The 22,362-nt window shown below is 67.6% G+C and carries 24 protein-coding genes and 1 pseudogene; 14 read left to right on the top strand and 11 right to left on the bottom strand.

Annotation, left to right across the window (positions count from 1 at the left end; all coding sequences use genetic code 11):
* Window positions 1–348: 348 nt before the first annotated feature.
* Window positions 349–822, top strand: a complete 474-nt coding sequence (locus OL239_RS16450; RefSeq protein WP_268909802.1) for a hypothetical protein — start codon at window positions 349–351, stop codon at window positions 820–822.
* Between the two features lie 39 nt (window positions 823–861).
* Here OL239_RS16450 and OL239_RS16445 read toward each other — a convergent pair whose 3' ends face one another.
* Window positions 862–1,704, bottom strand: coding sequence for a helix-turn-helix domain-containing protein (locus OL239_RS16445; RefSeq protein WP_268909801.1), 843 nt, complete (start codon window positions 1,702–1,704; stop codon window positions 862–864).
* Window positions 1,705–1,807: 103 nt separating this feature from the next.
* Here OL239_RS16445 and OL239_RS16440 point away from each other — a divergent pair, with 103 nt between their 5' ends.
* Entirely contained in the window at window positions 1,808–2,344 is a 537-nt protein-coding gene (locus OL239_RS16440; RefSeq protein ID WP_268909800.1) for a TIGR03086 family protein, read from the top strand.
* Window positions 2,345–2,660: 316 nt separating this feature from the next.
* Here the strand turns inward: OL239_RS16440 and OL239_RS16435 are convergent, their stop codons facing one another.
* Window positions 2,661–3,857, bottom strand: a complete 1,197-nt coding sequence (locus OL239_RS16435) for an ROK family transcriptional regulator (RefSeq protein ID WP_268909799.1) — start codon at window positions 3,855–3,857, stop codon at window positions 2,661–2,663.
* On the opposite strand from OL239_RS16435, the gene OL239_RS16430 reads away from it, so the two are divergent.
* The 8 genes from OL239_RS16430 to OL239_RS16395 all read left to right on the top strand — a co-directional run bounded on the left by OL239_RS16430 (window position 3,850) and on the right by OL239_RS16395 (window position 11,063).
* Window positions 3,850–4,056: a hypothetical protein gene (locus OL239_RS16430; RefSeq protein WP_268909798.1), complete on the top strand. Its 207-nt coding sequence runs from the start codon at window positions 3,850–3,852 to the stop codon at window positions 4,054–4,056. The two genes, OL239_RS16435 and OL239_RS16430, sit on opposite strands and share 8 nt — an antisense overlap.
* 39 nt (window positions 4,057–4,095) lie before the next feature.
* On the top strand, window positions 4,096–5,283 hold the full coding sequence (xylA, locus tag OL239_RS16425) for a xylose isomerase (RefSeq protein WP_268909797.1): 1,188 nt from the start codon (window positions 4,096–4,098) through the stop codon (window positions 5,281–5,283).
* Window positions 5,284–5,406: 123 nt separating this feature from the next.
* Entirely contained in the window at window positions 5,407–6,813 is a 1,407-nt protein-coding gene (locus OL239_RS16420; protein WP_268909796.1) for a xylulokinase, read from the top strand.
* A 46-nt stretch (window positions 6,814–6,859) separates the two neighbouring features.
* On the top strand, window positions 6,860–7,264 hold the full coding sequence (locus tag OL239_RS16415; RefSeq protein WP_268909795.1) for a DUF3021 domain-containing protein: 405 nt from the start codon (window positions 6,860–6,862) through the stop codon (window positions 7,262–7,264).
* Between the two features lie 251 nt (window positions 7,265–7,515).
* Window positions 7,516–8,727 (top strand): IS30 family transposase, encoded by a 1,212-nt coding sequence (locus OL239_RS16410; protein ID WP_268909794.1) that lies wholly within the window; start codon window positions 7,516–7,518, stop codon window positions 8,725–8,727.
* 260 nt (window positions 8,728–8,987) lie between these two features.
* Window positions 8,988–9,497, top strand: coding sequence for an ArsR/SmtB family transcription factor (locus OL239_RS16405; protein ID WP_268909793.1), 510 nt, complete (start codon window positions 8,988–8,990; stop codon window positions 9,495–9,497).
* Between the two features lies 1 nt (window position 9,498).
* The gene (locus OL239_RS16400; RefSeq protein WP_268909792.1) at window positions 9,499–10,587 is read left to right on the top strand and encodes a serine hydrolase domain-containing protein; all 1,089 of its coding nucleotides are present in this window, start codon (window positions 9,499–9,501) and stop codon (window positions 10,585–10,587) included.
* On the top strand, window positions 10,587–11,063 hold the full coding sequence (locus tag OL239_RS16395) for a hypothetical protein (RefSeq protein ID WP_268909791.1): 477 nt from the start codon (window positions 10,587–10,589) through the stop codon (window positions 11,061–11,063). The genes OL239_RS16400 and OL239_RS16395 overlap by 1 nt, the downstream gene beginning before the upstream one ends.
* Before the next feature lie 49 nt (window positions 11,064–11,112).
* Here OL239_RS16395 and OL239_RS16390 read toward each other — a convergent pair whose 3' ends face one another.
* From OL239_RS16390 to OL239_RS16375, 4 genes are all read right to left on the bottom strand, one after another.
* A complete protein-coding gene (locus tag OL239_RS16390) occupies window positions 11,113–12,138 on the bottom strand; it encodes an acetylxylan esterase (RefSeq protein ID WP_268909790.1) in 1,026 nt (341 codons plus the stop codon).
* A 428-nt stretch (window positions 12,139–12,566) separates the two neighbouring features.
* The gene (locus tag OL239_RS16385) at window positions 12,567–13,874 is read right to left on the bottom strand and encodes a multidrug effflux MFS transporter (protein WP_442864313.1); all 1,308 of its coding nucleotides are present in this window, start codon (window positions 13,872–13,874) and stop codon (window positions 12,567–12,569) included.
* A gap of 176 nt (window positions 13,875–14,050) precedes the next feature.
* Window positions 14,051–14,842: a nucleoside hydrolase gene (locus tag OL239_RS16380; RefSeq protein ID WP_442864165.1), complete on the bottom strand. Its 792-nt coding sequence runs from the start codon at window positions 14,840–14,842 to the stop codon at window positions 14,051–14,053.
* A complete protein-coding gene (locus OL239_RS16375) occupies window positions 14,799–15,068 on the bottom strand; it encodes a nucleoside hydrolase (RefSeq protein WP_268909787.1) in 270 nt (89 codons plus the stop codon). The genes OL239_RS16380 and OL239_RS16375 overlap by 44 nt, the downstream gene beginning before the upstream one ends.
* 152 nt (window positions 15,069–15,220) lie before the next feature.
* Between OL239_RS16375 and OL239_RS16370 the strand changes: the two genes are divergently transcribed.
* Window positions 15,221–16,129, top strand: coding sequence for a DUF5996 family protein (locus OL239_RS16370; protein ID WP_268909786.1), 909 nt, complete (start codon window positions 15,221–15,223; stop codon window positions 16,127–16,129).
* A 73-nt stretch (window positions 16,130–16,202) separates the two neighbouring features.
* Here the strand turns inward: OL239_RS16370 and OL239_RS16365 are convergent, their stop codons facing one another.
* Entirely contained in the window at window positions 16,203–16,499 is a 297-nt protein-coding gene (locus tag OL239_RS16365; RefSeq protein ID WP_268909785.1) for a hypothetical protein, read from the bottom strand.
* Window positions 16,500–16,875: 376 nt separating this feature from the next.
* On the opposite strand from OL239_RS16365, the gene OL239_RS16360 reads away from it, so the two are divergent.
* Window positions 16,876–17,331: a DUF3817 domain-containing protein gene (locus tag OL239_RS16360; RefSeq protein WP_268909784.1), complete on the top strand. Its 456-nt coding sequence runs from the start codon at window positions 16,876–16,878 to the stop codon at window positions 17,329–17,331.
* A 140-nt stretch (window positions 17,332–17,471) separates the two neighbouring features.
* Entirely contained in the window at window positions 17,472–18,260 is a 789-nt protein-coding gene (locus OL239_RS16355; protein WP_268909783.1) for a glycerophosphodiester phosphodiesterase, read from the top strand.
* Here the strand turns inward: OL239_RS16355 and OL239_RS16350 are convergent.
* The 3 genes and pseudogenes from OL239_RS16350 to OL239_RS16340 form a co-directional block, all read right to left on the bottom strand.
* Window positions 18,257–19,105, bottom strand: a complete 849-nt coding sequence (locus OL239_RS16350; protein WP_268909782.1) for an NAD-dependent epimerase/dehydratase family protein — start codon at window positions 19,103–19,105, stop codon at window positions 18,257–18,259. The two genes, OL239_RS16355 and OL239_RS16350, sit on opposite strands and share 4 nt — an antisense overlap.
* A gap of 4 nt (window positions 19,106–19,109) precedes the next feature.
* Window positions 19,110–19,817: a type 1 glutamine amidotransferase domain-containing protein gene (locus OL239_RS16345; RefSeq protein ID WP_268909781.1), complete on the bottom strand. Its 708-nt coding sequence runs from the start codon at window positions 19,815–19,817 to the stop codon at window positions 19,110–19,112.
* An 82-nt stretch (window positions 19,818–19,899) separates the two neighbouring features.
* Window positions 19,900–20,681 (bottom strand): annotated as a pseudogene (locus OL239_RS16340) (aldo/keto reductase).
* Between the two features lie 212 nt (window positions 20,682–20,893).
* On the opposite strand from OL239_RS16340, the gene OL239_RS16335 reads away from it, so the two are divergent.
* The gene (locus tag OL239_RS16335; protein ID WP_268909780.1) at window positions 20,894–21,286 is read left to right on the top strand and encodes a VOC family protein; all 393 of its coding nucleotides are present in this window, start codon (window positions 20,894–20,896) and stop codon (window positions 21,284–21,286) included.
* 59 nt (window positions 21,287–21,345) lie between these two features.
* Here the strand turns inward: OL239_RS16335 and OL239_RS16330 are convergent, their stop codons facing one another.
* Window positions 21,346–22,311 (bottom strand): aldo/keto reductase, encoded by a 966-nt coding sequence (locus OL239_RS16330; protein WP_268909779.1) that lies wholly within the window; start codon window positions 22,309–22,311, stop codon window positions 21,346–21,348.
* Window positions 22,312–22,362 lie beyond the last annotated feature (51 nt).

The raw sequence follows: 22,362 nt of genomic DNA, 5'->3' as shown, positions 1-22,362 counted from the left end.
GGCCCAGGCCTCCGTAGAACTGGGGACCCAGGCCTCCGTAGAACTGGGGAACAGTACCTCGAGCAGCCGGGTGTAGTTCCTCCGGTTCCAGGACCTGCGCCGAACCGGCAGAAATCTCCGACACCATGACCGAGAAGGCCAGGCAGGGTCTGCTTTCAGTCTCCCAACGCGGCATCTGCTAGCCAGGCAGGGATCGTTACGCGGCTGGGACAACACAGGGCAGCCGGGTGGGGCCGTGACACAGTGGCCACTGCTGCGGGATCGATGTTTGTCACGGAAGCGGAGATGCGCGGCGGGGGTACGCGCGTGTTGTGTTCCGGGACACGCGCAATGCCATAGGCTCCCCGCATGGGGAATTCCAAGCACACGCCCGAAGAGGATTACCGGCATTATGCCCGGCCCGAACCCGGCTCCGGTGAGAGTTGGGTGGAAGTCGTCGACGACGGCAGCGGCCGCCGGATTGAAGCCGCTCAGCCGCCGGGAACGTCCCTCGACTCCGATGAAAACCCGGACTCCGTCAGGGCTAACGGTGAAGTTTTTGCTCAGAGTCCTTCTGATCCGCCGGCGGTGCACCGCCGCAATCTGAGCCTCTGGGCGGCCTGGGCTCTGGTGGCACTGATGCTGGCCGTGGGGATGGCATGGCTTTTCGGGTTCACCGCTTCGCCGTGGGACGAAAGCGGAATACCCGAGACACAATCCGAAGTGCTGCGGCTGAACCTGTACACGCTGGGGCCTTCGTTGACCGCTGCCGGACTGCTGGGAACTGTCATCCTGCTGGCCGTTCAGGCCGCGGTCTTCCGACGGAGCCCTCGGGCGGAGTGAGCCCTGGTTCCATAGGACGCACCTAAGGGGACGGGCAGCCTAACCGCGCCCGCCGTTGCCCAGCGGATTAGCCAGCTCCGCGAACTCGCCGGGGGTCCATCCGGTGGCACGGCGGAAGTTGCGGGAAAAGTGTGCCTGGTCCGCATATCCGAGGCCGGCCGCGATCGCGCTGAGCGACCCCGCGCCGGAACGCAGCGCCTGGCCGGCGTCCTGCAGCCGCCGCTGACGGATCAGCCACCGGGGAGTCAGGCCCAGGTACCGGCTGCACAGCCGCTGCAGGGTCCGCTCCTTCAGGCCGAAGGCGCCGCAGAGGGCAGCCACCGTGGTGATGCCCGGGTCTTCCTCCACCCGGGCCACCACGCGGTTGATCAGTGCCGCCCCGGAGTCGACCGGGCCGAGCAGGGAGAACCGCTCCTCCAGCAGGGCGCGTGCCGCGGCGTGTGCCGCGGGAAGGCCCGGCTGCTCCCGCATGAGCGTCCGTATGCCGGATACCACCCCGGCCAGGAGCGGGATCTCCGCCAGGTCCAGGTGCCGGTTCGTTAGTGCGGAGACATCCCGGCCCAGCAGTGTCCGCCCGGCGCCGGGCCGGAGCATGACCCCGAACGTCCAGCCGCTGCCCGTCAGCGGCACCCGGGCCGCCGTCATCCTGGGCCCGACCAGCCGCGCATACTCCGCGGAGATGCTCAGCAGGCACACGGGATAGGTGAGGATTCGTTGTTCCCGGACTTCGCCCCCGGGGACCTCCCACACCGGAATCCAGAAAACCCGCAGCCACTGCTGTGATGGCGGCGCGGGGTCGTAGCGGTAGATGGTGAACGACCGGTCGCCCGCACCGCGGAGGTGGCCCCGGCCAATCTCACTGATGCCGCCGTCGTCGAACATTGCACGCACCTTGGTGACTGTCGGATTCGTTCAAGACACCCGTCCGAACGCCGGATAGGTTGAGGAAAACCTAGCCCAGACCGGCGCAAACGTGGAGGGAATCATGGAAACAGCCTTGGAAATGTGGCGCACCCGTGCGGATGCGTTCAGCTCAGTGGTGGCCCGGACCGGGGATTGGAACGCTGCCACCCCGTGCGCTGAGTGGGCGGCGCGGGACATCGTGGACCACGTGGTGTCCACCCAGCTGGAGTTCCTGGCCGGGCACGGCCTGGCCGGCCAGATGCCCGACGGCGATGATCCCGGCCGAATCTGGCGCAGCCACGAACGGCTCGTGTCCGGGCTGCTGGCCGATTCCGCCATCGCCGGGAAGCAGTTCGACGGCTGGTTAGGCCCGGATACCGTCGGCGGTTGGCTTGCCGGGTTTTACGGGGTCGATCTGGTGGTGCACCGCTGGGACCTGGCTGTGTCGCAGGGACTGGACGCCGGGCTCACCGGCGCGGATCTGGAGGCCGTGGACGCCGCGATGGATATGTTCGGGGAGCAGGCTTACGCGCCCGGGCTCTTCGGTCCGCCGGTTTCGGTTCCCGACGGCGGAGACCGGTGCAGCCTGGTCCTCGCCCGGACCGGGCGGCGGGCCTGACTCGGCCGGGGCGGCGACCGGTGCAGCCGGGCCTCGCGCGGACTGGGCGGTGGGCGCTGACCAGGCGGGGGCGGCTCCGTAGTACAGATAATGGGCCTATCCGGCGGCCGAAAGCCCGTTAGCTGTACAACGGAGGGACCGGAAGCCCGTTAGCTGTACAACGGAGGGACCGGAAGCCCGTTAGCTGTACAACCGGGGGACCGGAAGCCCGTTATCTGTACAACCGGGGGACCGGAAGCCCGTTATCTGTACAACCGGGGACCGGAAGCTCGCCCCGCATAGCGGGGAGCCGGGCAACTGCGCCGGGCAGCCGGGGTCAGCCCGCCGCGGGCACCGGCAGCGCGCCCACCGAGGCCGGATCCGCCAGCAGCCCGGCGAACACCAGTTCCGCCGCGCCCACCAGCAGCAGCTCGGTGCCGAGGGCCGCCCGGCGGATGGACACGCCGCTGCCCAGGCCGCCGATGGCGCCGGCGGCCACGGCGGCCTCCAGCCGGCCCGGGGCGAAGGAGTGCAGGACGCCCAGGAAGCCGCCGAGCACGATGATGCCCGGGTTGAAAATGTTCACGAAATTGGTCAGCGCCACGGCAAGCAGGTCCAGCTGCCGGTGGGTTTCGGCGATCAGGGCGGGGGAGCTGTCCCGGACCATGGCGGCTTCGAGCTGGTCCTGGTCGGCGTGTTCGAGTCCCAGGACGGCCAACAGCCTGCCCAGGCTGACCTCCGTTTCCAGGCATCCGGTGCGGCCGCAGTGGCAGGGGCTCCCGCCGGGCGTCACGACGGTGTGCCCGAGTTCCCCGGCATATCCGCTGGCTCCGCGGAGCGGTACGCCACCCACCACGGCGCCGCCGCCGATACCGCTGGCACTGCCGTTGAGGTACACGACGTCGGACGCTCCCACGGCGGCGCCGAAGAGGCTTTCGGCCAGCGAACCGAGGTTGGCGTCATTCGCGGCGCGGGCCGCCAGGCCCAGTCCGGCGCTGAGCGCCGCGGCGAGGGGCTCATCGGACCATTTGAGGTGCGGTGCCAGCAGCACGGTGCCGTCGGTGTTGTTAACCAGCCCGGGCACGGCGGCTCCGACCCCTGCGACGCGGGTCATGCCGGCCAGTTCCGTCTGCATGCCCTCGACCACCGCCCGGGAAATGTTGACCGTGTCGGACACCGTGGGGGGTGACCCGGCATCGTAGCGCACCCGGCGGTGCACCGTGCCGCCCAGCCCGACCACGCCCACCGTGACGGCGTCGACGTCGGGATGCACCGCAATGGCGGCAACGCGTTCGTTGGCGTGGACCAGTGGGCTTGGCCGTCCCACCCGCTTGAGCGCCGGCGGATCAGTTTCATAGGCAAGTCCCAGTTCGCCGAGTTCGGTCACGAGGGCCCCCACGGTGGAACGGTTGTAACCGCAGAGCCGGGTCAGGTCGGCACGGGAGAGCGGTCCGCGGCGGTGCAGCAGCGTCAGGATCCGTGACAAATTTTGGGCGCGGATGCTCTCCGTGCCGGAGGAAGTGCCGGTGCTCATGCTGCTGCCGTTTCTGCTGGAGGTGGTGTCCGGGCCGGGCCTGCTGCCGGAGCAGCCAAGCGGCCCGGTTTCTCAGCCTAACCCCGTCCGCCGCCGTTTGGTCCGTTTTGTTGTCAGGGATGAGGAATCCCACGAAGAACGCTTTCAGGGCGCAGAAGGGTTGGAAAAAACCATTGACAGAACGTGCATACCGCCATAAGTTGTTGTTCCCAACTAATACCGGCTTTTGGAGTGAACTGTGACAACGACGCCCTCACCATCCGACCGTTTTACCTTTGGCCTCTGGACTGTGGGCTGGACCGGCAACGACCCGTTCGGTGTTCCCACCCGCGCCGACCTGGACCCGGTGGAGGCCGTGCACCGGCTCTCCGACCTGGGGGCGTACGGCATCACGTTCCACGACAATGACCTGATTCCGTTCAACGCCACGGCATCCGAGCGGGAGCAGATCCTGAAGAACTTCCAGGCAGCCCTGGCCGAGACCGGCCTGAAGGTTCCCATGGTGACCACCAACCTGTTCAGCCATCCGGTGTTCAAGGACGGAGGATTCACCTCCAACGACCGTTCCATCCGCCGCTTCGCGCTGCGCAAAGTCATGGCCAACATGGACCTGGCCGCCGAAATGGGTGCCGAAACCTTCGTCATGTGGGGCGGACGCGAGGGCTCCGAATACGACGGTTCCAAGGATTTTGCCGCCGCCTACGACCGGATGAAGGAGGGCGTTGACACCGTCGCCGGCTACGTCAAGGAGAAGGGTTACAACCTGCGCCTGGCGCTGGAGCCCAAGCCCAACGAACCCCGCGGCGACATCTTCCTGCCCACTGTCGGCCATGCCCTGGCCTTCATCAACGAACTCGAGCACGGCGACATTGTCGGCCTGAACCCGGAGACCGGCCACGAGCAGATGGCCGGGCTGAACTTCAACCACGGCATCGCCCAGGCGCTGTGGGCCGGCAAGCTCTTCCACATTGACCTCAACGGCCAGAAGTCGATCAAATTCGACCAGGACCTGGTGTTCGGCCACGGCGACCTCACCAGCGCCTTCTTCACGGTGGACCTGCTGGAAAACGGGTTCCCCAACGGCGGTCCGGCGTACGACGGCCCGCGGCACTTCGACTACAAGCCCTCCCGCACCGAAGGCTACGACGGCGTCTGGGCCTCGGCGCAGGCCAACATGTCCATGTACCTGCTGCTCAAGGAACGCGCCCTGGCTTTCCGCGCCGACCCCGAGGTCCAGGAAGCCCTGGCCACCTCCGGTGTGTTTGAACTGGCGCAGCCCACCCTGGCGGCCGGCGAAAGCACCGCGGATTTCCTCGCGGACACGGCATCCTTCGAGGATTTCGACGCCGAGAAGGCCGCCGGGCGCTCCTTCGGTTTTGTCCGGCTGAATCAGCTCGCGCTGGAACACCTCATGGGCGCCCGCTAAGGCGCTGCCGCCCTGCCGCCGGGTCCGTTGCCACGGGCCCGGCGTCGCGGTGTCCGGCCCCCTGGTGTCCGGGCCGCTGGTGTCCGGCACCGCGAACTTTGACGAACGACGAAAGGTACCGCCATGGCACTGGTCGCCGGAGTGGACAGCTCCACCCAATCCTGCAAAGTGGTGATCCGGGACGCCGCCACCGGCGCCCTGGTCCGTTCCGGCACCGCCCGGCACGCCAACGGCACCGAAATCGATCCGGAGGTCTGGTGGGCTGCCCTGCAGGAGGCGCTGCAGGCGGCCGGCGGACTCGACGACGTGGACGCGGTGGCGGTCTCCGGCCAGCAGCACGGCATGGTCTGCCTGGATGAGGACGGCGCCGTGGTCCGCCCGGCCCTGCTGTGGAACGACGTGCGGTCGGCGGCAGCGGCCGCGAAGATGATTTCCGACGCCGGACCCGACGGCGCCCGGTACTGGGCGGAGGAGACCGGCACCGTTCCGGTCGCCTCCATTACCGCTGCCAAGCTGCGCTGGCTGGCGGAGAACGAACCGGAAAATGCTGCCCGCACGGCGGCGGTCTGCCTGCCGCACGACTGGCTGAGCTGGCGGCTGGCGGGATACGGCCCGGGCAGCGGCCGTGCCGGACTTGAGGCGCTGCGCACCGACCGCTCGGACGCGTCCGGGACCGGCTACTGGTCACCGGCCACCGGGGAGTATCTTCCCGCCGTGCTGGAACAGACCCTCGGTCATGTGCCGCTGCTGCCGCGGGTTTTGGGGCCGCTGGAGGCGGACCAGCGGACGCCGTCGGGCGCCGTCATTGCTCCGGGTACCGGGGACAACGCCGGAGCCGCGCTGGGTGTGGGGGCCGGCGTCGGCGACGTAATCGTTTCCGTGGGGACCTCCGGCACCGTGTTTGCGGTGACGGAGGATCCCTCCGCAGACGCCACCGGCCTGGTGGCCGGATTTGCCGATGCCACCGGGCATTTCCTGCCGCTGGCGGCCACGCTCAACGCCTCGCGGGTCCTGGACGCCACCGCCGCACTGCTCTCCGTGGATCTTTCGGAGCTGACCCGGCTGGCGCTCAGCGCACCGGCCGGCGCCGGCGGGCTGAGCATGGTGCCGTATTTCGAGGGGGAGCGGACCCCGAACCTTCCCGAGGCAACCGGGTCACTGCAGGGCATGACCCTGGCGAACTTCACGCCGGCAAACCTGGCCCGCGCCGCCGTCGAAGGCGTGGCCTGTTCGCTGGCGGACGGGCTGCAGGCGCTGCAGGACCTGGGCATCGAGGCGCGGCGCGTGATCCTGGTCGGTGGCGCCGCCCGCTCCGAAGCGATGCAGCAGGCCGTCTCCGCAGTGTTTGGCCTTCCCGTAACCGTGCCGTCTCCGGGGGAATACGTGGCCGACGGCGCCGCCCGGCAGGCTGCGGCCGTTCTCACGGGTGGATGGCCGGAGTGGACGGCGGCGAGCGAAACCGTGGTGGAGGCTGTTGCCGCCCCGGACGTGCTGCAGCGTTACCGGCGGGCCGCCGCGACGGCGCGGTGACTCCCGGATGCGGCAGGGTGCGTGTTCCGGCCGGTAGGTTGGGCGCATGAAGCTCTGGGGGCAGGCAGCACTAAGAGGCGGAATTCCGCTCGTCATCATGTCGGGGATCTCTGCTGCGCTTTATGCGCAGGGGCAGACGGCGGACGGGCGGAGCACGCTGTTCGCCGCGCTCATCTTCGGGGTGGTGTCGGCGGCATCCGTGCTCTATGACGTGGAGAAGTGGACGCTTCTTCGGCAAACGGTGGTTCACTTTGCCCTGATGGTGGGCACTGTCCTGCCGCTGCTCTTTCTCAGCGGCTGGTTTCCGACGCGGACGGCTTCGGACTACTTGGCCATAGTGGGGACGTTCCTGGTGGTCGGACTGGTTCTCTGGACCGCCGCGTTTGTGGGGTTTGGTGTGCTGGTTCCCCGGGCCCAGGCGCGGTCTGCGCGTGGCCGAGTGTCGGGATAACGTTCCTTCGCTCCGTCCATTGTCGGGCTGATGCGGGATTCCGCGTGTGAAAGCGGCAGGATGTCTACACTCGGTGCACCGAAGCGGCACGATGTCGACACTCGGCGCACCGATGCGTGCAAACGCCTCAGCGCCGACATCGAGTGTCGGGATAACGTCTCTTCGCTCCGTCGAGTGTCGGGCTGATGCGGGATTCCGCGTGGCAGAGTCATATGGTCAATGCAACGCTCTGAAAATACAGGAGCGATGCGATGCCCAGCGGTTACCCCTTCAGCCAAGATTTCAAGGACCGGTTTTACGACCTGATCTGTTCCGGCGTCTCCCTGACCAGAGCGTGCGAGCTCATGGGCGTGTCAGCGATGGGAGCAAGGAACTGGTGGCGTGATGCTGGTGCAATGAAACTAGTTCAAAGACCCGGTGGTGGCGGACTGGCAAGACCTGGCCCGTCGAATAGACCCGGCGGCCCGGGACGCCGGCTAAACCTGGACGAACGGATCGAGATCATGTGCGGACTGCGGGCCGGTAAAAGCCAAGCCGAGATCGGGCGCATGATTGGCCGGGACAAATCCGTGATCTGCCGGGAAATCAGACGCAACCTCAACGCCAACGGGATCTACCACGCAGGGATGGCGCACTCCCGCGCCCATATCCGCGCCGACCGGCCCAAACCGTTCAAACTCATAGACAACCCGGGACTCTGCACCCAGATCACGCAATGGATGGATCAGGGCTGGAGCCCAAAACTCATTTCGTTGGTCCTGGCCAAGGACTTCCCCGATGATAAGAGCATGCAGGTCAGCCACGAAACGATCTACCAGTGCCTTTACGTTCAAACCCGGGGCCAGCTCCGCAAGGACCTTTACCGCACCCTGAGCCTAAAGCGGGCCCGCCGCAAACCGTTGACCACCGATCACACCACCGGGCGCGGCAAGCTCTTCTCTGACGCGTTCACGATCAGCCAGCGCCCGGCCGAGGCCGAAGACCGGGCAGTGCCGGGGCATTGGGAAGGGGACCTGATCGTCGGAACCGGCTCCCGCTCAGCGATCGGCACGCTGGTGGAACGCTCGACCAGATTCACGATCCTGCTGCACCTTCCCGAACGGCATACCTCCGAAGCGGTCGCGGAGGCCATGATCGCGGCGATGAAGCACCTGCCGGCGGACCTGCTGCGCACGGTGACCTGGGACCGGGGCTCGGAAATGGTCAAGCACAGGCAGATCACTGCAGAGCTCGGGGCGCCGGTCTATTTCTGTGATCCGCATTCGCCTTGGCAACGCGGAACGAACGAGAACACGAACCGATTACTGCGGCACTGGTTCGAGAAGGATACGGATTTGAGCGTGTATACCAAAGCCGATCTGCGCAAGGTCCAGGACTCCTTGAACCGGCGGCCCCGCCCGACCCTCGGGCTGGCGACACCGGCTCAGAAACTTGCTGAGCTGCTGCAACCTGCAGCAGCCTAAACCCGCGTTGCACTAACCGGTTGATTTAGCCCGTGTGAAAGCGGCACGATGTCTACACTCGGTGCAACGAAGCGGCACGATGTCTACACTCGGTGCAACGAAGCGGCAGGATGTCTACACTCGGTGCACCGAAGCGGCACGATGTCTACTCTCGGCGGGGCGAGGCGGGCTCTGAGCGGCACGACCGACGTGGATCTCTAGCGATTCCGGAATATTTACGAAATACTTGTAATTGGTCCGAGAATCCGTAATTCTGAGGCATGACTTCCACTGAGAACCGGCTGCGGGAGCTCGAAGAGCGCGTCGCCGCCCTGGAACAGCAAAGCCGGGAAACGGCGCCGGCACCGGCAGTAGACGAGGCCGATGTGTTTTGGGCGCTCAACGGAATGCGGGACCGGTATCCGGACCCCGGGGCGGTCCTTTTCGCAGGGACCGCCGCTACCGCGGCCGGTGCCCGTTATGAGTACCAGTACGGATTGGAAACCGAGCACCTGCTCGACGTCGACTGGGCCCGGTTCGCCGACTCCCTGGCCGCCCTGAGCCACCCGGTCCGGCTGACGATCCTTCGCGCGGTGCTCGGCGGAACCGAGACAGTGGCCGGATTGGTGGAGGAGCTGGAATCCGGGACCTCCGGGCAGATCTACCATCACGTGCACCAGTTGACTGCCGCGGGGTGGCTCGCCCCGCATGCCCGCTCCCGCTACCAAATACCGCCGGCCCGGGTTATTCCGCTGCTGGCCATTCTGACCGCTGCAACCGGAGGTGCCTGACATGGGAATTCAACGACGCAGGGTTGCAGGAATCCTGGCCGCCGCGGCTGTTCTGGCCTGCGGACTGCTGGCGGCACCGTGGACTCCGCGGCTGTCGCCGGACGTCTCCGGTGACACCGCACTGGCCGAAGCCGTCCGCCCCCTGCTGAAGAATCCCGCGGACAGAGTCAGCGTGGTTTACCTGGAGGGCGGCGAGGCCCGGTTCGCCGGGTTCGGCGCCGATGAGCAGACCGAGTTCGAAATTGGCTCGATCTCCAAGACCTTCACGGCCGCGCTCCTGGCGGACGCCGTCGACCGGGGCGAACTTACCCTGGAGACGACCGTCGCGGACATTATGGGACCCGATCTGGCCGACCCGGACGCGGAGATTGGCACCGTCACCCTGGCGGAGCTGGCGAGTCACCGCTCCGGGCTTCCCCGGCTTGCTCCGGATCCCGCCTCCATGGTCTCCGCCCTGCTGGGAACCTATCTGCACCGCGACCCGTACACGGCCTCACCGGCCGAGATCCTGGAGCGGGCGCAGTCCGCCCCGGTGGGCGGGCGGGGCAGCGTGGACTACTCGAACCTCGGCTATGCCTTTCTGGGCCAGCTCCTCGCAAAGGCTGCCGGCACGAGTTACGCCGAACTGCTGCAGCAGCGCATCCTGGGCCCGCTGGATATGACGGATACCTATGCGCCGGTGACGGTGGACAACCTGCGCCCCGGCGCTCCGGCCGGCCGCAGTGCCGCCGGGCTGGGCCAGGCGGCCTGGACCGCCAACGGTACCGCTCCGGCCGGCGGCATCCGGTCCACTGCCGCCGACATGGCTACTTACGCCCAGGCGCTGCTGGATGGCACCGCCCCCGGCGCCAAAGCCCTGAATCCGCAGTGGGACTCCGGCGACGACGGCGAACGGGTGGGCCTGGCCTGGTTCACCCAGGCCCCGTCCGAACCACCGGCCCGGGCCGCGACCTGGCACAACGGCCAGACCGGAGGGTTCGCTGCGATGGCGGCGCTGGACCGCGGCGCCGGCCGGGCAGCGCTGATCTTCTCCAACGTGAGTTCCGGCCAGGAAGAAGCCGCTCTGACCCTGCTGAAGGAGGGCTTGTAATGGCAGTTTCCCTAATTTCCTGGCTGCTTGCCGGAGTTCTCGTGGTGACCTGCCTGGCCGTGGCCCGGTCCGCGTGGAATTTGGGTGGGCGGGATGCCGGCATCAGCCGGATGGCACTGCTTTCGAGCGTGCTGGACGCAGCCGCCGTCGCCGTCTTTTTCCGCCTCGTGGTGACATGGAACACCGGCACCATCCTGCTGTGGGTGCTGGCCATGGCGGCTCTGGCCGCCGCAGTTGCCGGAACGGTCATCCGCTGGCCGCAGCTGCCCTCCCATGCGGGGCTACTGGATTTTCCGGATCCGGAAGACGACGGCGTGGAACCGGGCACTGCGGAACCCGGGAATACCGGCCCGCTCCGGACGAAGCCGCGGAAGCAGCTGAGGAAGAAACCGAAGAAGGAACCCGGCAGGAGGGCGGTAGCGGTCCGGGCCGTGGTCCTGGCCGCCCTCGTCGCAGTTTCCTTCGCCATCGGCTAGTTCGATACAGCCTAACCACCGGCCAGCCGCCCACCTGCTGCGCGCTCAGTTAACCGGCAACCACCGAGCCGGCCGCGGCCGTGGCCTCTGACTCTTCCTCGGTGCGAATCCCGGCCGTCATGTCGCGCAGGAAGCGGACGGCGGCGACGTCGTCCTCGGAACCTCCGCCCTCGTGCCCGTTGAACGGCCATGCGGTGATCTGCTTGGGCCCGGCGTAAGCGTTGTAGGCGGCGTACACGGTGGACGGAGGAGTGGTCGCATCCATCAATCCGGCCGTGAACAGAGCCGGGACCGTGGCCTGCGCGGCGAAGTTGACGCCGTCGAAGTAGCGCAGGGTCTGCTGCGCCCGCGCCGCTTCGGTGCGGTGGACGGCGAGGAAGTCCCGGACTTCCCGGTAGGGGTAGGCGTCGGTGATTTGCAGGGCACGGGGGAAATCGGTGAGGAACGGTACCCGCACCACGGCTGCCCGCAGATCCGGGCAGAGGGCCGCCGCGGCCAGGGCGACGCCGCCGCCCTGGCTGATGCCGGTCACGGCCACCCGGCCCGGGTCGACGACGGCGAGCTCGCGCGCCGCCTGAACCGCGCGGACGGCATCGGTGAACAGCCGGCGGTAATAATAGGTCTGCGGATCCAGGATGCCGCGGGTCATGACGCCGGGGACCTGCGGGCCGGCGCTGCCGGCGCCGTCCGGCGTCGCGCCTTTGCTCCAGGTTGCGCCCTGGCCGCGCGTGTCCATGTGTAGGTGCGCGAAACCGGCGCCGGCCCACAGCAGGTTTTCGTGGGCCTCGCCGCGCCCTCCGCCGTAACCGACGTATTCCACCACACAGGGCAGCGGCCCGGCGGCGCCGTGCGGCACCCGCAGCCAGGCGTGCACCGGTTCCCCGTTCCAGCCGGCGAACACGACGTCGTAGACGTCAACCGCTTCCAGCACCGTGGGCTCTGCGGTGACCCGCAGATTGAGCGGATGGGAGCGGGCCTCTTCCAGGGTTTCCGTCCAGAACCCGGTGAAGTCCTCCGGCCGGGTTTGGCTGCTGGCGTATCGCTCGAGCTGGTCAGCGGGCAGATCGGAATACATGCGGAAAGTGTCCTGTCTCTGGAATCCTTTGCGCCGGAGCCGTCCGGTTGACGCCGGGCGTTCGATATCGGCCGGGCGTCACCGGCGCCGCGGCGGTGATAGCCACGTCACAGTGTAGCCGCGGCACAGTGCCGGTCATTCTTCGCCGCACCGGACTTCAAGCGGCCGGCGTATCGAGGGCTCGGGAGCGAGGCGCATCGAGTGACGGGACGGTGGCCCTTAGCCCGTTCCAGTGTCGAGCTCATGCCGGAAAAACTCGCGATTTGGTGCAAAATCTCGACACTCGGCGGGGCGGTGGGGAATGATCTCGACACTCGGCGGGGCGGTGGGGCATGATCCCGACACTCGGCGGAGCGGTGGGGAATGATCCCGACACTCGGCGGGGCGGTGGGACACGATCCAGACACTCGACCGCGCCGGCGGCGGCCCTACCGCTCAGGCAGCTCCGCCTCGGCAGCGGCGCCGGCCGCAGCCTCGGGTTCCTGCGAAGCGGCAGGGCCGTCCAGCTTGGCAACGCCGCCGCGGCGGTAGGCCGGCGTGGCGACGGCCAGGATGAGCATCATCGCCAGGCAGCAGCCGATGATCACGCCGGACATGGCCAGCGCCCCGCCGCCAAACACCCCCACCAGCGGACTGACGACGCCGGCAACGCCCACCTGCAGGGCACCGATCAGGGCCGCTGCGGAACCGGCCATGTGGCCGTAGTTGCCCAGTGCGCTCACGGTGGCGTTCGCGGCGATCAGGCCGTGCATGCCCAGCACCAGCCACAGGCCCGCAGCCAGGCCGAACACTCCGCCGAGCCCGGTGACGATAAGAACCGGAAGCAGCAGGGACAGCCCCAGCAGTACGGGGACGGTGACACGCATGATGCGCGTAGGCGAGGACCGGTGGACCAGGGCGGCGTTGGCCTGCGCGGAGAGAACCATGCCGGCGCCGTTGATGGCGAAAACCAAGGCGTACTGCCCGGGGGTCAGGCCGTATTCGTCCTGGAACACGAACGGGGAACCTACCACGTAGCTCATGATGACGGCCATGCCCAGGCCGGGAATGAAAGCCAGGGCCAGGAAATGCCGGTCCCGCAGCAGCACCCCGTAGCCGCGGAAGGCACCGGCTCCTCCGCTGCGGTGCCGCCGGTCCGCGGGCAGCGTTTCGGGCATGAACCGCCAAACGATCACCACGAGCACCAGTCCAATCAGGGCCAGGGCCACGAACACGGCCCGCCACTGCCAGATACCCGCCACTGCCTGGCCGATCGTGGGCGCCAGCAGCAGGGCCAGTCCAATGACCAGCATCAGCCGCGACAGCAGCCGGGCGGCGTCCGAACCAACAAAGCGGTCCCGGATGACGGCGATCGCCACCACCCCGGCGGCGGCGTTGAAGAAACCCTGCAGGATCCGCAGTCCAATGAGCGTACCGATGTCCGGCGCGACGGCGCAGAGCAGGGACACGATGACGTGGAGGCTAATGCCGATCAGCAGCGGCAGGCGGCGGCCAAACCGGTCGGAGAACGGGCCAATGACGAGCTGTCCGACGGCGGCGCCAATGAGCGTGCCGGACATCGTGAACTGCGCTGCCGCTTGGCTGGTGTTCAGCTCCGACGCGACGGTGGGCAGCGACGGCAGGTACATGTCCGTCGTGACGGCCGGAAGCGCCGCGAGGGCGCCCAGCATCAGGACGTACTTGAACCCGGGACGGTAACCGGGGCGTGCGCCGGCCCTGGGGGGAGTGCTCAACAGTGCTCCTGGGCTTAGTTCAGGGGGGAGGATGAAGGGAAGTGACGGGACGACGGCGGCCCCGTCCAGCCTAGGGGCGTCCGGTGCCGTGGAACAAGGGTGCCTTGCAGTGGCCTGTACCACTAGGGGCCGTGAACCGGCGGGCCCAACCGCGGACCTTGGCCGCCGATCCGCCGCAGCTAACGGTTCACGACGGCGGGCAGCTGCACGGTGTTCAGGAACGTCCCGGTCATCAGCCGGTGGTCCAAACCCACCGCGACGTCGATGACGGGCACCGGGCCGGCCGTGCCATGGTGCTCGCTTTCCCCAGGCTGCAGGCGCCGGTCCACCAGCGTTTGGCCGCGGCTGTGCCCGGTAAGTTCCACCCGCACCGGATACCGCTGGAGCTCAACGGTTTCGGGCACCGCGACCAGGCACGCAGCGCCGGCGTCGCCGATGGTCACCGGCTGCGGCTCCGTCCCGCCGCGCAGTCCGCCGACGGCGAGGAGCCCGCCGACCAGCCGGACGCCGTCGTCGGGCGCGTCCTTCAGCGGAAGGTACTGCCCGGGCTCCACTGTCGCCTGCACGAAGACATCGAGGCCGTACATGACGGTGGGGATGCCGCTGTGAATTACGACGGCCAGCGCTTCGGGATCATGCCAGGCATTGAATTCCGCGTGTGACGTGGCGTTGCCGATCCCGGCGGAGCCGCCCATGAACACGATGCGGCCGAGCTTCCGCGCGGTGGCGGGATAGGCGCGCAGGAAGAGCGCCACGTTGGTCAGCGGGCCCAGCGCCAGGAGCGTCACCGGAACCGGCGAATCCTCGACGGTGCGGTGCATCAGCTCGACGGCGGCCGCGGCGGCGGGGAGTGCGGGCTGCGCGGCAGCTCGATCCCGCCCAGCCCGTTGTCGCCGTGGAAGGCATGGGCGTCGAGGGGATCGTTGATCAGGGCCGCTCCGCGCCGCGGGCCACGGGGATGCCGCCGGCACCGGCGGCGTGCAGCACGTCCAGGGTGTTGCGCACCACGCGGTCGACGCCGGTGTTCCCCGCCACGCAGGTGACGGCCAGCAGGTCGATGCGGGGATCCCGCGCCAGGAACACCAGGGCCAGGGCGTCGTCCATGCCGGTGTCGACGTCGGCGATTACGGCCGCTGGGACATGGCTGGCCGTGGGGCCGGCGGCGGCACCGGGGACAGCATAGGGTGGGGCGTTCATCAGGGCTCCGTCTGGTTGGGATTTCAGTCTAGCCAGCAGGCTGCCGGTCGTTGACCGGCAAACAGGCACGTTTCACACTGGGAGGACCCCGGCCGGGCATGTCCAGCCGCCGGTTCCCGCCGCCATCCCGCCGCCATGAAGAGGTGAATTCCATGGACAAGAGGTTCAGAAACTACACCGACTGGCAGGACACCGCCGACACCCTGCACCTGTTCCTGCAGATGGCGGGAAAGGTGAAACTGGCACGCAGCTACAAACGCCCGGAGTGGGCGCACATTCGGCTGGAACCCACCATCCAGGGCATCGGCACCGGCATCATTCCCGCCGACGGCTGCAACTTCGAGATTTATTTCAATCTGGCCCAGCACCATGTGGATGTGCAGAACAGCCTGGGTATACGGGTCCGGATTCCGCTGTTGGACGGACTCAGCGTGGCCGACTTCCACCGCGAACTGATGGCCTCGCTCGAGACGATCGGCACGCCGACCCCGATCAACACCACCCCGCAGGAGTTCTACGATCCCACGCCCTTTGACCGGGACCGAAAACACCGTTCCTATGACCGGGAAGCGGTGGAGCTGTTTCTGGCGAACCTGCAGTTTGCGTACCGGTCGCTGGCCGGGTTCCTGGCCCCGATGCGCGGAAAAGTGGACATGCCGGCGTACTGGTTCGGCACCATGGACCTGTCCGGCAATGTCTTCAGCGGTCAGCCGGCGCCCTATCCGGGATCGGACGCAATCGGCAGGAACGGCTTCGACGAGCAGTTCTGCGAATTCGGTTTCTGGCCCGGCGACACCAAGTCAGCGGCGCCGTCGTTCTATGTCCTGCCGTATCCGTTCCTGGCGGACATCGGCAGCTACGGCTCCCTGCTGGCACCGCACAAGGCGCAGTTCCTGAAACAGGAAAACGAGTTTGTCTTCCGGCTCGAGGATGCCTTTGCCGCCCCCGATCCGCAGCAGGCGGTGGAGGAGTTCTGCCGGAGCAGCTTCGCCATCCTGCAGCGGGTGGACCGCTGGAAGGACCTGGACTGGATCACCGAACCGCTGACGTATGGGAAGTAGCTTCCGGATCACAGAAACCTGGTGATGCCCAGGACAACAAAGATGGAGCCGGGCACCGTAAAGAATGCGCCGATCAACCGCACGAACCCGGGCGTGGGCTCAAGGTGCGGGAGTTGCGCATGCCCATCGGTCGGTGGTTCCCCGCGGCCCGGGCGGAAATCACGGCTGATGACTTGTAGTCGGTCGCCAGACAGATGCCAATCAGCACCATGAGGGCACCCATGACCGGAAACCATACGGGCAGGCCGTCGGCGGTGGTTCCGCTGAGATTGCCTGCGACCGTGAGGACGAATCCCACCGCGAAGACGGCAAACACGAGAATGTACAGCGTTTTGAGCGGCTGCGGCAGGGCCTTAATGAACGTAATCACGGATTTTCCCCAAACGTGAACGGTGCCGGCTGAACGCACCGCAGTTCGAAGGGCTTCGAACCGCTGCGCGTGCCGAGCCTATCCCGGCAATCCCGTGCGGCCGCGGATCCGGACTACTTGAATGTGTCCACCGGACCGCGGAAGGCTCGCGCCCGCCGAAGGCGCCGGACCGCCGAAAGCGCCGGACCGCCGAAAGCAGGCGCCCGCCCAGGCTCGCCGGGCCGCGGGACAGGGTCAGTCAAAAGGTTGATCTTGCTCGCACGGACCGGTTTCCGTGGGGAAGGCCAGGCCCTGCCGCGGTACGATACTGACAACCCGTTGGCAAGCAGCTGCTCCAGCGGTACGGCAGCAGTACCCTCCCTACCGAGAGAGCCTGATGACTCCCCGCACTTTGTTCCGCACCCTGGCCTTCGCCGAGGCCGTCACCTGGACCCTGCTCCTGGCCGGCATGTTCGCCAAGTACGTTCTGGACAACGAGGCTTTCACTCCGATCGCCGGCGGCCTGCACGGCTTTGTGTTCCTCTCCTACGCCGTCAGCACGGTCTTTGTTGGCGTCAACCAGAAGTGGTCCGTGGGTACGATCTTCCTCGGCCTGGTCACCGCCGTCATTCCGTACGCCACCATCCCCTTCGAACGCACGATGGACCGCAGGGGAAAGCTCGACGGCGGCTGGCGGCTGGCGCCCGGCGGCGAGTCTCCGGCTAACTTTCCGGAAAAGGTCCAGGCCATGGTGCTCCGCCGGCCTGTGGTTTCGGTGGTCGTGGTGCTGGCCGCCGTCGTCGTCGTCTTCAATGTTCTCCTGATCCTGGGTCCGCCCGTTTCCCTGAGCTGACCCCGAATCCCCGCACGTCCGCCGAAGGTGCCCGTCCCAGCAATGGAACGGGCACCTTCCGCCGTTTGGGAGTGGTGCAGGAGCCAGCAAACTACAGTGTGGAGAGGACAGGACCGCAGCAGGGTGAGGGAGCAGGGACCATGAAATCAGGCAACAGGCCCGGACCGCTGGTGGTGGGACACCGCGGCAACAGCGGGCTGGCACCGGAAAACACGGCGGCAGCCTTCGCCCGCGCGCTGGCGGCCGGGGCGGACATGGTGGAAACGGATGTCCGGCTCAGCGCCGACGGCGAGCCGTTCCTTTGCCATGACGGCACCGGCGGCAGGACCACCAATGTGGCGGAGGTTTTTCCGGAGCGCGCCGACGCTCCGATCACGTCCTTCACGGCCGCCGAACTCCGCCGCCTCGATGCCGGCGGCTGGTTCGGTGAAGAGTTCGCCGGGGAACCGGTTCTGTTCCTGTCCGAGCTGCCCGCCGCGGTGGACTTTGCGCTGGGCATCAACCTGGAAATCAAGGCGCCGCAGGAATCCCCCGGAGTCGAGGAGGCCGTTGCCGCCGCCCTGCGGGAACCGGACTGGATGCGGCTGCGCGGGCAGAACCCCGTGGCGGTGAGCTCCTTTGACCCGGAAGCGGTCAGGGCCTTTGCGCGGCTGGCGCCGGAGGTTCCGGCATGGCAGCTCGTGGAAACGGTGCCGGACGCGGCGGTGCTCGCCGGCGGCGCCGTCCGGGGCCTGCAGGGAATCGTGGCGGATCATCATTCCCTCACGCCGGACAGCGCCGCCGCCGTCCGGGCTGCCGGGCTGGGACTGTGGGTCTACACGGTCAATGACACCGCGGAGATGTCCCGGATGATCGATTTGGGCGCCGACGCGCTCATTACCGACTTTCCCGCGGTGCTGGTGGAGCTGCTGGAGGTAAAGCCGAACTAGGGGTGGCGGATCCCCTGCCCGGCTAGGACCGCCCGGTAGCCCTCCCGGAACGTGGGGTAGGCAAACGCGAATCCGGTGCCACGCAGCCGGGCATTGGAGAGTTTACGGTTGCCGCCGCGGCTGGAGCCGCTTTCCGCCGGGGCGGGCAGGTCCCGCCCCAGTTCCGCGGCCAGGAAGCGCAGCACCGCGGCCAAATCCACCGGCTCGTCGTCGACACCCACATACAGCGGGGCGGGATCGGCAACCTCCGCAGCCAAATGCACAATGGCGGCTGCGGCGTCGTCGCGGTGGATCCGGTTGGTCAGCTGGGCGGAGGCGGGCACGACGGCGGTGCCGGCCTGCACGGAATCGATCAGCCGGGTGCGGCCGGGCCCGTAGATACCGGCGAGCCGCAGCACCACGGCGTCCGGCCGGCGCGCGTGCAGCAACTGCTCCGCTTCAAGGATGACGGCTCCGGTGGCGGTCGCCGGCGCTGCCGGGGTTTCCTCATCCACCCAGCCGCCGCCGGCGTCGCCGTACACCGCGGTGGAGGAGACAAACAGGATCCGGCGCGGGTTCACGCCGTCGCGCTCCAGTGCGTTGAGGACGTGCGCGGTGCCGTCCACGTACGCGGCCCGGTAGGCCTCAACGCTGCGGCTGCCCGCCGCCACCGCAATGACGACGACGTCGGTGTCGGCGGGGATGGGTGGCAGGTCAGCGCTGGTCAGATCCGCGGCCGCCCCGGTGAGCGGGGCGGGGAGCTTCTCCGGCGAGCGGCGCCATCCGAGCACGGAAAAGCCGGCCGCGGCGAACCGCAGGCCGGCTTCCGTGCCCAGATCACCGCAGCCGGCAATCAGGACAGTCACAGGTTCAGTCCTGTTCGCCCAGTGCAGCGAGCACAGCCTGGGCCACGTCCTCGCTGGACTGCGGATTCTGTCCGGAAATCAGGTTCCGGTCCCGGACCACGAAGCTGGACCAGGCCGGGCCGGTTTCCACTTCGGCGCCCTTGTTGCGCAGCACGTCCTCGACAAACCAGGGGGTGTTTTCCCCGGTGCCGCCGCCGAGCTCCTCCTCATCGGTGAAGACGGTCAGTTTGCGGCCGGCAAAAACGAAGTCGCCGTTCTCGGTCTCGGCGCTCAGCAAGCCAGCCGGGCCGTGACAGAACGGAGCGATGATCTTTCCGTCGTTGTCGGCCGCAATCAGAATCCGGCCGAGATCCTTATCGAAGGCCAGATCCGCCATGGGCCCGTGCCCGCCCGGCATGATCACGGCGTCGTACTCCGCCGCGTCCACATCCGCGAGGGCCAGCGGCGCGGTCAGTTCGGCGTCGATGAAGGAGAGGTAGTTGGTGAAGGCCACGGCCCGCTCCTCGCCGCCGGCCTGCGCCGGATCCAGGCTGACCGCATCCACGGTCGGCTTGGTGCCGTTCGGGGTGGAGATGCGGACGGTGTGCCCGGCTTCGCGGAGGACGCGGTGCGATTCAACGAGTTCCTCGGCCCAGAAACCGGTGGGGTGCTCGCTGCCGTCCTTCATCGTGAGGGAATCAGCTGCTGAAACGACCATGAGGATATTTGCCATGGGGTGGTACTCCTTCGGTGGGAAACGGTGGTGCATGCCGGGGCGGCCCGGCGGTGGTGCGTGGGTTTTGCCTGGAGGCAGCTTACTTGCTGGCGGCGCTGAGCTCTTCGTACGTGGCGTCGTCGAGCACCAGATCAGCGGCGGCGAGGTTTTCCTCGAGGTGGGGAATGGAACCGGTGCCGGGGATTGGCATCATGACGGGGGAGCGGCGCAGCAACCAGGCCAGGGCCACCTGGGAATCGGTGGCATTCAGGCGCTTGGCGGCTTCGGCCACGGGACCGCCGGGCTGAGCCAGCTCGCCGGCTGAAATCGGAGCCCACGGGATGAAGCCGATGCCGTTGGCCTCGGCGTAGTTCAGCACGTCCTCGGAGGAACGGTCGGTGAGGTTGTAGCGGTTCTGCACGGTGGAGACAGTGAAGTACTTCCCGGCGGCTTCCAGCTCCTCCACCGAAACCTGGGACAGGCCGAGGGCCTTGATCTTGCCCTCCTGCTGCAGATCCCGCAACACGGCGAACTGCTCTTCGGCGTCAACCTTGGGATCGATGCGGTGCAGCTGCAACAGGTCCAGGGAATCAACCTTAGCTTGCGCAGGCTCAGCTCCACCTGCTGGCGCAGGTACTCCGGGCGGCCCACCGGCACCCAGACGTCCGGGCCGGTGCGGACGAAGCCGACCTTGGTGGCGATCCGCACGCCGTCGGGGTACGGGTACAGCGCCTCGGCGATGATTTCCTCGCTGATGTTCGGACCGTAGGAGTCGGCGGTGTCGATGAAGTCCACGCCCAGTTCCACGGCACGGCGTACGACGTCGACGGCGGTGCCGCGGCTTTCGGGTTCGCCCCAAACGCCGGGCCCGACGATGCGCATGGCACCGAAGCCCAGACGGCGGACAGTGCCCAGGTCCTTGAGATCAATGGTCGGGGGGACGGGGGATACGCTCTGCTCTGTCATATAGGCGGCAACACGGGGATCCCTGACGTTATTCCTCAGCATACTTACATGACGGAGCGAAAAAATGCGGACCGTAACTGGCCGCAGAGGGATTCTCCGGCGCCACCGGCAGCCGTACCGTGACGGGCATGGACTGGAAAATTGAACTCGTACCCGTGCCGGTCTCCGACGTGGACGCATCCAAGGCGTTCTACGTGGACCAAGTCGGGTTCACCGCGGACTTCGATGAACGCGTGAATCCGGAGCTCCGCTTCGTGCAGCTCACTCCGCCGGGGTCCGCCTGCTCCGTGGTGATCGGCCCGGGGACCACGGACATGGAACCGGGCACGCAGCGCATCCAGGTGGTGGTTCCCAGCGCCGCCGAGGCCCGGCAGCACCTGGCGGACCACGGGATCACCGCCAGCGAAATCACCCCGCTGGAGTGGGGAACGTTCGTGTACTTCAGCGACCCGGACGGCAACCAGTGGTCACTGCAGGAGATGCCTGAGATTCCACCCACACTGCCCTCGCAGTCTTCCTGAGGGTCGTTCGCTTGACGGCGCCGGCGACGCCCGGCGGCTGTCCGTTGCGGTGCGCTGCCTTAGTTGACCGTATCGAGGGCGGCTGCGTCCTGCCAGAACTGTTCGGGAATGACGGCGCCGCGCAGGTGTGTGTTCCGTTCCACGTGACCGGCCGTGCTCATGCCCAGCACGACGGCGGCCACAGCAGGTTCGCGGTAGGGAAACGCCAGGGCGGCCGCGGGCAGGGTGGTGCCGTGCTTCTCGGCGAGGTCCGCCAGGGCAGTGGCCTGTTCCCGGACGGACGATGGGGCGGGGGCATAGTTGTACATGGCGTCCGGTGCCGGGCGGTCCGCCGACAGGATGCCGGAGTTGAAAACGCCCACGTTGACGATGCCAACACCGCGCTCGCGGCAGGCAGTGATGAGGCTGCGGGCGCCGGTCTGTTCCAGCAGCGTGTAGCGCCCGGCAAGCATCACCAGGTCCAGATCGGCCTCCCGTACGAACCGCTCCAGCATGGCCGACTGGTTCATGCCCGCCCCGTAGGCGCCGATGACGCCTTCGTCCCGCAGCCCGGACAGGGCCGGGACGGCGCCGGAAATGGCTTCCTCCCAGTGGTCGTCCGGGTCGTGGATGTAGACCACGTCCAGGCGGTCCGTGCCCAGCCGCTCCAGGCTCTCCTCGATGGAGCGCAGCACGCCGTCGCGGGAGTAATCGTAGATTCGGGTGAGGTCATCGGGGACGTCAAACCCCTCCGGGTCCATGCCCTGCGGTGAAGGGTTCGGACGCAGCAGCCGGCCAACCTTGCTGGACAGCAGGTAATCCCCGGGCGGCTTGCCCGCAAGGACCTCCCCGAGCCGGCGTTCGGCCAGGCCAAGACCGTAGTGGGGCGCGGTGTCGAAATGCCGGATGCCATGCTGCCAGGCGGCTTCGACGGCACCCAGGGCCTCATCCTCCGGTACGGCACGGTAGAGGTTGCCGAGTGGGGCCGTGCCGAAGCCCAGCCGCCCCGTCTGCCGGATGCGCTCCACTGTCTGGTTGTTTTCCATTGGCTGCTCCCGTTCCTGAAATTTCGACGCCGGTTCCGGAAATTTCGGTGC

Source organism: Arthrobacter sp. ATA002, assembly GCF_026898095.1.
GTDB lineage: Bacteria > Actinomycetota > Actinomycetes > Actinomycetales > Micrococcaceae > Arthrobacter_B.
This window is presented reverse-complemented; position numbering and strand designations above follow the sequence as displayed.

Coding starts and splice junctions, on each gene's coding strand:
- OL239_RS16450 (WP_268909802.1), top strand. CDS start 349: ATGGGGAATTCCAAGCACACGCCCGAAGAGGATTACCGGCATTATGCC.
- OL239_RS16445 (WP_268909801.1), bottom strand. CDS start 1,704: ATGTTCGACGACGGCGGCATCAGTGAGATTGGCCGGGGCCACCTCCGC.
- OL239_RS16440 (WP_268909800.1), top strand. CDS start 1,808: ATGGAAACAGCCTTGGAAATGTGGCGCACCCGTGCGGATGCGTTCAGC.
- OL239_RS16435 (WP_268909799.1), bottom strand. CDS start 3,857: ATGAGCACCGGCACTTCCTCCGGCACGGAGAGCATCCGCGCCCAAAAT.
- OL239_RS16420 (WP_268909796.1), top strand. CDS start 5,407: ATGGCACTGGTCGCCGGAGTGGACAGCTCCACCCAATCCTGCAAAGTG.
- OL239_RS16415 (WP_268909795.1), top strand. CDS start 6,860: ATGAAGCTCTGGGGGCAGGCAGCACTAAGAGGCGGAATTCCGCTCGTC.
- OL239_RS16410 (WP_268909794.1), top strand. CDS start 7,516: ATGCCCAGCGGTTACCCCTTCAGCCAAGATTTCAAGGACCGGTTTTAC.
- OL239_RS16405 (WP_268909793.1), top strand. CDS start 8,988: ATGACTTCCACTGAGAACCGGCTGCGGGAGCTCGAAGAGCGCGTCGCC.
- OL239_RS16400 (WP_268909792.1), top strand. CDS start 9,499: ATGGGAATTCAACGACGCAGGGTTGCAGGAATCCTGGCCGCCGCGGCT.
- OL239_RS16395 (WP_268909791.1), top strand. CDS start 10,587: ATGGCAGTTTCCCTAATTTCCTGGCTGCTTGCCGGAGTTCTCGTGGTG.
- OL239_RS16390 (WP_268909790.1), bottom strand. CDS start 12,138: ATGTATTCCGATCTGCCCGCTGACCAGCTCGAGCGATACGCCAGCAGC.
- OL239_RS16375 (WP_268909787.1), bottom strand. CDS start 15,068: ATGAACGCCCCACCCTATGCTGTCCCCGGTGCCGCCGCCGGCCCCACG.
- OL239_RS16370 (WP_268909786.1), top strand. CDS start 15,221: ATGGACAAGAGGTTCAGAAACTACACCGACTGGCAGGACACCGCCGAC.
- OL239_RS16360 (WP_268909784.1), top strand. CDS start 16,876: ATGACTCCCCGCACTTTGTTCCGCACCCTGGCCTTCGCCGAGGCCGTC.
- OL239_RS16355 (WP_268909783.1), top strand. CDS start 17,472: ATGAAATCAGGCAACAGGCCCGGACCGCTGGTGGTGGGACACCGCGGC.
- OL239_RS16345 (WP_268909781.1), bottom strand. CDS start 19,817: ATGGCAAATATCCTCATGGTCGTTTCAGCAGCTGATTCCCTCACGATG.
- OL239_RS16335 (WP_268909780.1), top strand. CDS start 20,894: ATGGACTGGAAAATTGAACTCGTACCCGTGCCGGTCTCCGACGTGGAC.
- OL239_RS16330 (WP_268909779.1), bottom strand. CDS start 22,311: ATGGAAAACAACCAGACAGTGGAGCGCATCCGGCAGACGGGGCGGCTG.